The sequence below is a fragment of the Lyngbya sp. CCY1209 genome (assembly GCF_055795065.1).
In genome coordinates, this window is sequence record NZ_JAYFER010000207.1 from 1 (window position 1) to 10,951 (window position 10,951).

10 protein-coding genes are annotated in these 10,951 nt (G+C 57.8%); 8 read left to right on the forward strand and 2 right to left on the reverse strand.

Annotation, left to right across the window (positions count from 1 at the left end):
* Nucleotides 1–231: 231 nt before the first annotated feature.
* Nucleotides 232–3,318, reverse strand: coding sequence for an EAL domain-containing protein (locus tag AC0QHF_RS03950; protein ID WP_324702882.1), 3,087 nt, complete (start codon nucleotides 3,316–3,318; stop codon nucleotides 232–234).
* Nucleotides 3,319–3,569: 251 nt separating this feature from the next.
* On the opposite strand from AC0QHF_RS03950, the gene AC0QHF_RS03955 reads away from it, so the two are divergent.
* Nucleotides 3,570–3,722: a hypothetical protein gene (locus AC0QHF_RS03955; RefSeq protein WP_324702883.1), complete on the forward strand. Its 153-nt coding sequence runs from the start codon at nucleotides 3,570–3,572 to the stop codon at nucleotides 3,720–3,722.
* An 11-nt stretch (nucleotides 3,723–3,733) separates the two neighbouring features.
* On the opposite strand, the gene AC0QHF_RS03960 is transcribed toward AC0QHF_RS03955, so the two are convergent.
* The gene (locus tag AC0QHF_RS03960; RefSeq protein ID WP_324702884.1) at nucleotides 3,734–4,390 is read right to left on the reverse strand and encodes a hypothetical protein; all 657 of its coding nucleotides are present in this window, start codon (nucleotides 4,388–4,390) and stop codon (nucleotides 3,734–3,736) included.
* 205 nt (nucleotides 4,391–4,595) lie between these two features.
* On the opposite strand from AC0QHF_RS03960, the gene AC0QHF_RS03965 reads away from it, so the two are divergent.
* From AC0QHF_RS03965 to AC0QHF_RS03995, 7 genes are all read left to right on the forward strand, one after another.
* Complete coding sequence (locus AC0QHF_RS03965; RefSeq protein ID WP_324702885.1) at nucleotides 4,596–5,246, forward strand: ABC transporter ATP-binding protein; 651 nt, start codon at nucleotides 4,596–4,598, stop codon at nucleotides 5,244–5,246.
* Nucleotides 5,247–5,577: 331 nt separating this feature from the next.
* Nucleotides 5,578–6,384: an ABC transporter permease gene (locus AC0QHF_RS03970; RefSeq protein ID WP_324702886.1), complete on the forward strand. Its 807-nt coding sequence runs from the start codon at nucleotides 5,578–5,580 to the stop codon at nucleotides 6,382–6,384.
* A 99-nt stretch (nucleotides 6,385–6,483) separates the two neighbouring features.
* Nucleotides 6,484–6,711 (forward strand): hypothetical protein, encoded by a 228-nt coding sequence (locus tag AC0QHF_RS03975; RefSeq protein WP_324702887.1) that lies wholly within the window; start codon nucleotides 6,484–6,486, stop codon nucleotides 6,709–6,711.
* Nucleotides 6,708–7,985: a M16 family metallopeptidase gene (locus AC0QHF_RS03980; RefSeq protein ID WP_324702888.1), complete on the forward strand. Its 1,278-nt coding sequence runs from the start codon at nucleotides 6,708–6,710 to the stop codon at nucleotides 7,983–7,985. Before AC0QHF_RS03975 ends, AC0QHF_RS03980 begins: the two co-directional genes overlap by 4 nt.
* 162 nt (nucleotides 7,986–8,147) lie before the next feature.
* Nucleotides 8,148–8,861 (forward strand): peptidoglycan-binding domain-containing protein, encoded by a 714-nt coding sequence (locus AC0QHF_RS03985; protein WP_324702889.1) that lies wholly within the window; start codon nucleotides 8,148–8,150, stop codon nucleotides 8,859–8,861.
* Between the two features lie 671 nt (nucleotides 8,862–9,532).
* A complete protein-coding gene (locus AC0QHF_RS03990) occupies nucleotides 9,533–9,850 on the forward strand; it encodes a hypothetical protein (RefSeq protein ID WP_324702890.1) in 318 nt (105 codons plus the stop codon).
* 52 nt (nucleotides 9,851–9,902) lie between these two features.
* Complete coding sequence (locus tag AC0QHF_RS03995; protein WP_324702891.1) at nucleotides 9,903–10,853, forward strand: Npun_F2552 family protein; 951 nt, start codon at nucleotides 9,903–9,905, stop codon at nucleotides 10,851–10,853.
* Nucleotides 10,854–10,951: the final 98 nt, after the last annotated feature.

Below are 10,951 nucleotides of genomic sequence, written 5' to 3' on the forward strand. Positions count from 1 at the left end.
CGGCTAAAGCCGCCGTGTCGCTTTTCCACTCCGCTCTAAAGAGACGGAGCTATCAAGCTCCCGAACTCTTTTCGTATAGCCGCACGCCCGATGTGGGGTTCCTGGAGGCAGGGGAGGCAGGGCAAGCCGGGGAGGCGGAGGAGGCAAATTTACACTCAGATTCGTACAAATTCCCCAATCATCGACCGATGATTTTTGCTTGTAGGGGCGCAAGGCTTGCGCCCTTGGGAATTAATTCCCAAGCGATCCGGATGTTCCACCCGCTTCTGGGCTTCCCCCACTTCCCCCGCCCCCTCCGCTCCCTCCGCCCCCCGACTCCCGACTCCCGACTCCCGACTCCCTCAAAAAAAGCGCGGGCTGTTTCAACAACTCGATCGCCCGGTCGGCGGGGACAGGGGGAGAAAATAAGAAACCCTGGGCCGCCTCGCAGCCCAGGGTTTCGAGCCATTCCAACTGTTCGACCGTCTCGACGCCCTCCGCGATCGCGCTGAGTTCGAGCAAATTACTCAAGACGACGATCGATTCGGCGATCGTCCGGTGGCGGGAATCCGGTTCGGCAGGGTTGACGAAGGCGCGATCGATTTTGAGGGCATCGACGGGCAGGCGGTGCAGGTAGCTGAGGGAAGAGTAACCGGTGCCGAAGTCGTCGATGCTGATCGGAATGCCTTTCGACCGAATCTGTTCGAGCAATTCGCAGGTCGCTTCGATATTTTCCACCAACATACTCTCGGTAATTTCGAGGACCAAACTATTTTTTTTGAGGGCGTGGGTGGCGAGAAGTTCGTCGAGTTGTGGCAGAAGAAAATGTTGCAGTTGTTTGACCGAGAGGTTGACGCTCAATTTCAAAGGGCGATCGGGAAATTGCCGCTGCCAGTCCGCCAACTGCCGGCAGGCTTCGTGCAGCAGCCAGCGACCGATGGGGACGATCAGGCCGGTTTCTTCGGCGATCTCGATAAATTCTCCCGGCGACACGATGCCCCGCCGGGGGTGCCGCCATCGAATCAGGGCCTCGAACCCGCGAATCGTCCGGGTCGGCAGATCGAGGATGGGTTGGTAGTACAGGACAAATTCCTGATTTTCCAGGGCTTTCCGCAGGTCGTGTTCGACGTGGAGCCGCCGCACCGCCTGGAAGTGCATGATGGGGTCGAAGATGGCGTACCGGCCCCGGCCGTTTTGTTTGGCCCGGTACATCGCCAGATCCGCATCCCGAAGCAAGTCTTCGGGGGAGTGATGGCGGCTCGTGCCGGCGACGATGCCGATGCTGACGCCGGTGAAGACCTCGCGATCGCCGACTTGCAGGGGCGATCGCAGCACCTTCACGATCTCCTCCGCCACCCGCACCGCCACCTCGATGCCGTCGATCTCTTCGAGCAGAATCACAAATTCGTCACCCCCCAGCCGCGCCGCCACGTCCGTCTCGCGGACGAATCCCGGCAACCGTTTCGCCACCGACAGCAGCAGCTCGTCCCCGAGGAGGTGGCCGAGGCTGTCGTTGACCACTTTGAAGCGGTCGAGGTCGAGGAACAGCACGGCAAACTGAAACTCGGGGTCGTATTTCGTCCGCTTCAGGGCCAGGTCGAGGCGGCTGATGAGGAAGTGGCGGTTGGGCAGCCCCGTCAGGGCGTCGTGGAGGGCTTCGTGCCGCAACTGCTCCCGGGCTCGGATGCGATCGCTCACGTCCCGGGAGGTGGTCTGCAAGTGCCGGACCCGCCCTTCCCCGTCCAAAATCGCCCGGGTCAGGGTTTCGAGCCAGATGTACTCCCCGGTTTTTTTCTGAATCCGGTAGGTGATCGGGGTGGTGATGCCCCGCAGGTTGGGCTCGTGGGATTCCCGGCGGATGCGATCGCGATCGTCGGGGTGGAATAACTCGTAGGGGTCGCGCCCGATCAATTCCTCCGGACGGTAGCCGAGCACCATCTGACTCGACGGGGTGAGGTACAGATAACGCCCGTCGGGGTGGTGCAGGCCAACCAAATCCCCCATGTTCTCCGTCACCAGGCGCAGGCGCTCTTCGCTCTGGCGCAGGGCTTCTTCGGCCTCCTTGCGATCGCTGATATCCATAATCAACGTGTCCCACACCACATCGCCGTTTTCCCGGCGTTCGGGGCGCCCGCAGGCTTCGAGCCACTTCAGTTTCCCGGACGGGGTGGTGATGCGCCACTGCCAGGACCAAGGTTGCAGGGTATCGGCCGAAGTGATGACGGATGCGTACATTCCGAGCCGGTCGTCGGGGTGCACCATTTCCCACAAAATGCCGGTGTCCGCGACCACGGCTTCGGCCTCCACTCCCCACAGTTCGTAACAGCCCGGACTCATGTAGAGTACCCGATCGGTGCCGTCGGGGTGCAGGACGTACTGGAAGATGGCGCCGGGGACATTGGCGGCCATGTTGTGAAAGCGCCGTTTGCTCCGGCGCAGGGCTTCTTCGGCCTCCCGGCGGCGGCGGATTTCCCCCCTCAAAATGCGGTTCCACATCAAAACGACGCCTAAACCCGCGATCGGCGCGTAGACCGCCAAATCCGCCAAAATATGTCTGACCTGCCCCCAGCTCAATCGTTTCTTCGGCTCCAGCCAGCGCTCCCGCGCTCGGTAATAGGCGGAGTTGTAATCGGCCTTCAAGTCTCGGATGTGGCGGTCCAGGGTCGCCAGCAGGTCGGCCCGCCTCCCTTCGGCCGTGATGAAGTGCAGCCGGGAGGGGTCGAAGAGAATGTTGGTTTTGACCAGGTCGTGGTGGGGGGCGGCTTCGCCGCCGAAGATGTTGTTGACCACCCCGGCATCCACCTCCCCGGCGGCGATGCGCCGGAACATTTCCTCGAAGTCGGCGACTTCCACGAATTGCGGCGCGACTCCGAAGGCCTGGGTCTGCTCGGCCAGCATCGCCTGTTGGATGCTCCCTCTGAGGACGGCAACCCGCTTTCGCTCCAAGTCGAGAATGGACTCGAGGGGCATTCCGGGGCGGGTGTAAACTTCCGACCAACTGACGAGGACGATTTCTCGGTTGAAGTCGAAGCGACGATCGCGGTTTTCGGAGTGGGCGACGTCCACCATCAGATCGAGCCGGCCTTCCTCGACTTCCCGCAGACAGCGATTCCACTCGCAGGGGACGTATTCCAACCGCCAGCCCTCGGTCTTCGCGATCGCCCCGAGCACGTCGGCCCAAAACCCCGACGGCCTCCCGGTTTCGTCCAGAAACACCTTCGGCTGATTTTGATAGATGCCGACCCGCACCGTCTCACCGCCATCCCGAACCCCCGCCGCCTGTCCCCCCGTCAAGAGAGTCGCCATCAAACAACTGCCGAGTGCTGCCGCAAATTTCATAATTTGTTAATGCCGGAGTCCCGTCCTTTCAAAATTCGCCCTTTCGATCGGCGAATCGAAGTCATTTCATGATATCAAACAGCCCGTCGGGGTCGAGGACAGCGATCGCCCCGTAAGAGAACCCGTTCCGACCCTTTTGGAAACCCACTGGGGACAGTAGAAATAGTCGCCTTTTCCGGATAGAGCCGGATTGAAAATCGCCGGATTGAGTCGCATTATTAGAAATAATATTATAATTCAAAATGTCGCCAATGTCAATGCTTGTCGCCCCCGTTCAAATTGATAAAAATGGGGGATTTCGTCGCGGCGACACGGTGTCACCCCCGCCTCGAATGGCGCGATCACACCCTCGCCGGGATGAAAAAATGGGGCGATCGGAAACCTCCGATCGCCCCACCATCTGAACATCGTCGCATCATGCCAAAAATTGCCGGATCGGATCGCCGTCTTCCCGGACCAGGGGCCCGGCCGGCAGCAGGGAACACCGATCCGGGGTATGTTGAGACTCCACCAGCCTTTCAAACTCGGCCGCGGTGTCCCCGCCGTAGGTTCGGTTGAGGAGCTCCCCGGTCGTTTCGGCGATCGCGTCCAGGGCTTCCAGGGCCTCGCAGTAGGCCCGTTCCGCCCGCTTCACCGCCCACATCTGGGACCCGAGGCGATCGAGGGCGTTTTCGATCTCCGCCTTGCGATCGCCCAATTCAGCCGACTGGCGATCGAATTCCTGTCGTTTGGACAGCAGCAGGTTTCGAGTCTTCTTCAACTGCTTGCCTCGTTCTTTCTCGGAACGCAACGATTGATAATGCATTTCGAGGCGTTCTGCCAGGGGCAGATCCCGACTCGGGGGCCGAAACACCGTTCGGTGTTCCAATTGTTTAACCGTTGCCGTCAGGGTTTGGATTTCCGAGTACAGTTGGTTCAACTGTTCTGATAAACTGGGTTCCAGCCATCGGACTGGAGTGGGCTTTGCGGACGCTGGGAATTGGAGGGTCATGGTAACACGCTCTTCGATCAGACGGTTCGTCGATGCCCCCTGAGTTTTGGAATTGAGTTGGGAAAAATGAGTGCTTGTCATGGTGGAACGGATGTTGATTGATCAAAAATGCCGGATTACAAGGTCAATTATTGACATCCTCACGGCCGATGTCTCGGCCTCCTGTCCCGGCCCGGGAATCGTCCACCATTCGCACCGAAAATTCGGCTCTTTCGGGAGCCAGTTGTATCATAACATCCTGACAGTTTGACAATCGACTTCTGTTCCCGATTTCTCATTTTTATCCATGGCACTTCTGCAAAGCGACAATATCGGCCGTAAAATTGACGATCGCTGGCTGTGGCGCGGCGTCTCCCTGGCCCTGTCCCCCGGCGATCGCCTGGGATGGGTCGGCCCGACGGGCACCGGCAAAAGCCTGATGCTGCGATCGCTGGCCGGACTCGACCCCCTCGACGAAGGGGAAATCCGGTTCGGCGATCGTCCCCTGTCGGCCTTACACCTCCCCCAATACCGCTCCCAAGTGATGTATTTACACCAGCGTCCCGTCCTCTTTGAAGGCACGGTAGAATCCAATTTAAAAGCCGTCTATCAACTCTCAGTTTACAGCCAACGACGCTACAATTTGGAGCGAGTTTTAACCCTGTTAGACATCCTCAAACGTCCCCCGGAATTTCTGCACAAAAACGCGACGACACTTTCCGGCGGAGAAAGTCAAATTGCGGCGATCGTGCGGGCGCTGCAACTCGAACCCTCGGTTTTACTATTGGACGAACCCACCGCCTCCCTCGACCCGGACACCACCAAACAAGTCGAGTCCGCGATCGCCACCTGGCTGAAAAATGACCCCGGACGGGCCTGCATCTGGACGAGTCACGACCCCGAACAAATCCGGCGCGTCACCGATCGCTGTTTCAATTTGGGAGAATATAAAAAATAACCCAACTGCCCGTTGTTGCGCTTTGGCACCATAACAGTTTTCAACCTCATGAAATACGGTCAATTACTCGCGCCCTCGACGGGGAGACTTCGACCCCGATCGCCCCCAACCCGTTCGAGAAATCATACAAAAAATGGAGATCGAAATCAAAAAATAATTTAAAATTATTTAAATTTCAACCTCAAACTTATAAAATCCGAGATGGCAATCGGAAACTATTTGTAAATAGTTGCGCCCCCAAACCCCCAATCATGGGGGCTTTGAGCGGATCGATTTTTCCCGAATTATTTCACATTGCTATATATCATCAATTTCACATTTTCGACCAACCATGTCCGACAATTATTTGACCCTCAGTTACGGTCAACTCGCCGCCTCCGTATTGTTGATATTAATAAACGTCGTCCTCTCTCTGCGGTTGCGTCTGGGATTGGAGCGATCGCTCGTCATCGCCTCGGTGCGGATGATAGTGCAACTGCTCTTGATCGGATATGTTTTGGAATGGTTGTTCGCCCTGTCCAATCCCTTTTTGGTCGTGGCGATCGCTTTATTGATGGCGGGGGTGGCGGGAATTTCGGCGGTGAATCGCACCTCCCGCCGCTTCGCCGGAATTTACTGGCGGAGTTTGGTTTCCGTGCTGGTGGCGGCATTTTTGATCACCAATTTATCCGTGGGGGGAATTATCCAGGTGCGGCCCTGGTACGACCCCCAATATTTGATTCCCATGTTGGGGATGGTATTGGGAAATACGTTAACCGGAATTTCTTTGGGATTAGAACGATTTATGGAGGGAGTGACGATTAACCGAAACGCGATCGAAACCTTGTTGGCATTGGGCGCCACCCGCTGGGAAGCCAGCCACCGGGAAGTCCAGACGGCCGTGCGGACGGGGATGATTCCTACCATCAACTCGATGATGGTGATGGGTTTGGTGAGTTTGCCGGGGATGATGACGGGTCAAATTTTGGCCGGGGCGAGTCCCATCGACGCGGTACGGTATCAAATTGTCATCGTGTTTGCGATCGCCTCCGGAAGCGCTTTGGGAACCCTGGGCGTCGTATTATTAGCATGGCAGGCCCTCCTGAGTCCGGCCCACCAACTGCGGTGCGATCGCCTCTATCCCGCCAAGGGGAAATGAGGAGGCGGAGGGGCGGAGGAGGCGGAGGAGGCAGAGGGGGCGGAGGAGGCAGAGGAGGAAAGTTTTGATCAGATCGATAAACTCCCCAATCATCTTTAGATGATTTTGGCTGTTAGCTTGGGAATTGATTCCCAAGCGGTGCGGATGTTCCACCCGTTTCTCCGCTTCCCCGACTCCCCACTCCCCACACCCCACACCCCACACCCCACACCCTACACCCTACCCCCTACCCCCTCCTTCCCTGCCGTTTCTCCCCTCCGTGTGTTAAAACAACGTGTGGTGTATCAGCGATCGCACTCCGACGACGACAACAAAAATCAACCGTGACTCAAGCTCTAACCCCCTCAAGGTCAACCCAGAACGTCCGCCGTCACGTTCTCGACAATGGCATCGTCATCTTAGTGACCGAAAATCCGGCGGCGGATATCATTGCCACCCGCCTGTTTTTGGGTACCGGGACCCGCTGGGAACCCCCCGGAAAAAGCGGACTGTCCCACCTGCTGGCTACCGTCCTCACCAAGGGAACCGAACGCCTCACCTCCCTCGACATCGCCGAACGGGTGGAGTCGGTGGGGGCCCGGCTGAGTGCGGACACCTCCGCCGACTATTTCCTGATGGGTTTGAAAACAGTTTCGTCCGATTTTGCGGAAATTTTGGACTTGGCGGCACAACTGTTGCGATCGCCCTCTTTCCCGGAAGCCGAAATCGAACTGGAACGCCGCATCACCATCCAGGGTATCCGATCGCAGCGGGAACAGCCCTTTTCTCTGGCGTTTGAAGGCCTGCGGCGGGCGATGTATGGCGATCATCCCTACGCAATTTCGACCTACGGGACGGAAGAAACCGTCAGCCAACTCACCCGCGACGACCTGCAACAATTTCACCAAACCTATTTTCGCCCCGACAATCTCATTATTTCCCTGGCGGGCCGAATTACGCTAACCGAAGCGATCGCCCACATTGATCGCGTCTTCGGAGATTGGCCGGCCCCCGCCGAACCGCCGCCCGAACCCGTGTTGCCGGACGTTTCCCCCGACCCCCACAAAGCGATCTGCCCCCTGGCAACCCAGCAGTCGGTGATCATGTTGGGATATCTGGCCGGTTCGGTGCGTCATCCCGACTACGCCGGGTTGAAGCTGATGAACACCTATTTGGGGAACGGGTTGTCGAGTCGCCTATTTGTGGAGTTGCGGGAAAAGCGGGGACTGGCCTACGACGTGTCGGCCTTTTATCCCACCCGTTTGGATGCGTCCCAATTCGTGGTGTACATGGGGACCGCGCCCCAAAATACCGCGATCGCGATCGAGGGGTTGCGGGCCGAGGTCGTCCGCCTCGCCGACGTCCCCCTGAGTGAGGAGGAGCTCCAGGTCTCTAAAAATAAGCTGTTGGGACAGTACGCCTTGGGGAAACAGACCAACACCCAACTGGCCCAAATTTACGGGTGGTACGAAATATTGGGACTCGGCATCGACTTCGACCGCCAATTCCAGGCGGACGTGATGGCGGTGACGGCGGCCGAAGTTCAGGCAATTGCCCAGAAAAATTTTGTCGAACCCTACCTGTCGTTGGTCGGTCCGGAGGCGATCGTTAGCCAGTTTTAGAGGAGGGAGTAGGGAGGAGGGAGTAGGGTGTAGGGTGTAGGGTGTAGGGTGTAGGGTGTAGGGTGTAGGGTGTAGGTAATAGGTAATGGGGGGATAGTTTCCCTTCCGCTTGACCGTTGCTTCACCGTTGCCCCGGCGCCCCGGCGCCCGAAATGCCCTAAAATGATGGGCGATCGCACCTTCCGGGAGGTTTCGATGAAACAACTGTATTTGGTGCCAGCTTTGCAATTCGGGCGGCTGATGATGGCGGGGGGAATCTTGGGGATTCTCCTGTTGGGGATAGACGTTACTTTGGTATCGGGAAATCCGGCGATCGCCCAAACTCGCCGGGGAGATACCCCCGCGGCTAACAATCTCAACCGGCCCGTCCTCAAAGATGGTAGTCAGGGGACGGAGGTTTCCGAACTCCAGGCGACGCTGCAACTGTTGGGGTACTATGCCGGACCCATCGACGGGGTTTATTCGGAGGAGACGGCCGAGGCGGTGTCCGCCTTTCAGGAGGCGGCCGGGTTGAGTCCTGACGGGGTGGTGGATCGCTCGACTTGGAACCGACTGTTTCCCCCCGAACCGACGGCGGCGGCGGCCGAACCGGAACCGGAGGTCTGCGTCTGTCCCGAGACGGCCCGGGCCGCGACGTTGGTGGCCGACTCGGCGGACTCCCGGGAGGCGAGTTTCCCGGTCCTGAAATTGGGAATGCGGGGGGAGGCGGTGGCCGGACTGCAGGAACGGTTGCGGGCCAAGGGGTTCCTCGACGGCGAGGCCGACGGCATTTTCGGCCCGGAAACCCAGGCGGCGGTGAAGGGAGCCCAGCGGGAGTATGAAATTACGCCGGATGGAGTGGTCGGCGCCACCACTTGGCGGGTGCTGCTGCGCTAATTGTTAACAAATGTGAACCCCAATATTGCATGACGTTAAAGTGTGTAACGTTTGGTAAATAGGGGTTGCGCTCAGAAAAATTCGTGGTAAATTAAACAGTATCAGGACACGGAAGAAGATAATTCTTTAATAACCCGGTTTGGATTAAAGCTCGTGTCCGTCCGCTTTAGTCCGATTGCAGCGCCCAGGCAGTGCGATCGCACCCGGACTTGTTAGCATCGTTGAGGAGCGTTTTCTCCGCCTGGATTCCCGCCCTCGGGTCGGCGTTTTTGGGATCGGTGCTATAACTAGAGCCTGTATCGGCTGCTCATTATGGTGAGTTCCCTGTGTTGGGGTCGTTGCAAGTTTTGTCCACCCGATTTAGATTCAATCATTTTTCTGAGTAACTTATCTAACGTCTGCTTGAGTCAACTGAGTTTACTCATTTGTTTTAGGGTCTAGTAGCCTCCTACTAGGCCTTAAAATTTTGGTGAATTTGAACAATTATCAATTATCAATTATCAATTATCAATTATCCCCGCACCCGATTGGAATGGGAGCGACGCGACCCGTTAGAATAATAATGAAGAAAGTGTCTGAACGATCCGGAGCGAGAGAACGGGGTCAGACTCAGCATTCCCTGATTTTTCAGACCCGGAGCGTTTCCAGTTCAACGATTTGAGGATGCAATCATGCCGAAGGGATCTTTTGCACAAATGCAAGCGGAGAGCGGAGGAACGCAGATTTCTTTTTGCTATGAAAACGGTCAGGTGGAAACGTTTGCACTGCCGATGTCTACAACAGATTTAGCCCAGAAATTACCGCAACTGTTGTCCCGGCCCTGGATTACCCTGCATTTGATCGATCAAACGGTGGTCATTTGCATGGCAAAAGTGAGCAAAGTGGAAGTCAAACCTCCCCTTCCCCAACTCCAAGGCGAGGCGTCTCTGGCCAACTGCCAGCGGGTAACGGCACTGCAGCGGGGTGCGACTGGCCGGTTGGGGGTTTGAGGGTCTTTTGAGATAGGATGGGAAAAATCGCATTCTAGATTCCCGAAATGCCATGTCTTCAGTCAGTTTAATTCGAGCAGATTCCTACGAACCCTCTGCCCTTCATCAAGCTTTGGAAACGTTGCTCGAACCGTTGGGAGGCCTGGAAACCCGGGTCAAACCGGGCGATCGCGTCCTGCTGAAACCGAACCTGCTGACGGGATCGCGTCCGGCCCGAGAATGCGTCACCCGTCCGGAACTCGTCGCCGCCGTCGCCGAACGGGTGCTGGCGGTGGGGGGAAAACCGTTTTTGGGGGACTCCCCGGCCTTCGGGAGCGCGTTGGGGGTGGCGAAGGCTAACGGTTATTTGCCCTTGATTGAGGCGTTGGATTTGCCCGTGGTGGAATTTCGCGGGCGCCAGTATGAAACCGGGGGGGAAGAATTCCATCGCCTGCGGTTGAGTCGGGAGGCGATGGAAGCGGATGTGGTGATCAACCTGCCGAAGGTGAAATCCCACGTGCAACTGACCCTGACGTTGGGGGTGAAAAATTTGTTCGGGTGCGTCCCGGGCAAGATGAAGGCTTGGTGGCACATGGAGGCTGGAAAAGATGCCGATCGCTTCGGGCGGATGTTGGTGGAGACGGCCCGGGCGATCGCGCCAGAATTGACGATTATCGACGGGATCATCGGCCACGAGGGGAACGGCCCGAGCGGCGGCGACCCCCGCTTCCTGGGCCTCCTGGGGGCCTCTGGGGACGTTTTCGCCCTTGATCGCGCGATGGTCGAGATCCTCGGCGTCGGGCCCGACCGCGTTCCCACCCTGGCGGCGGCGGAACGGTCGGGACTCTCGCCGGAATTGGATGCGATCGCCTTTCCCCTCCTCCACCCCGACGAGTTGCGAGTTTCGGACTGGAAATTGCCCGACCGCCTCACCCCCATCGATTTCGGCCTGCCCCGGGTGATCCAATCCACCTTCCGCCACCTCTATATCCGCTGGATCGAGGAACGGAAAAAAGCCGTTTAGATGAGATCTAGCGCTGCGTGCGGGTGTAGGGTGTAGGGTGTAGGGTGTAGGGTGTAGGGTGTAGGGTGTAGGGTGTAGGGTGTAGGGTGTAGGGTGTA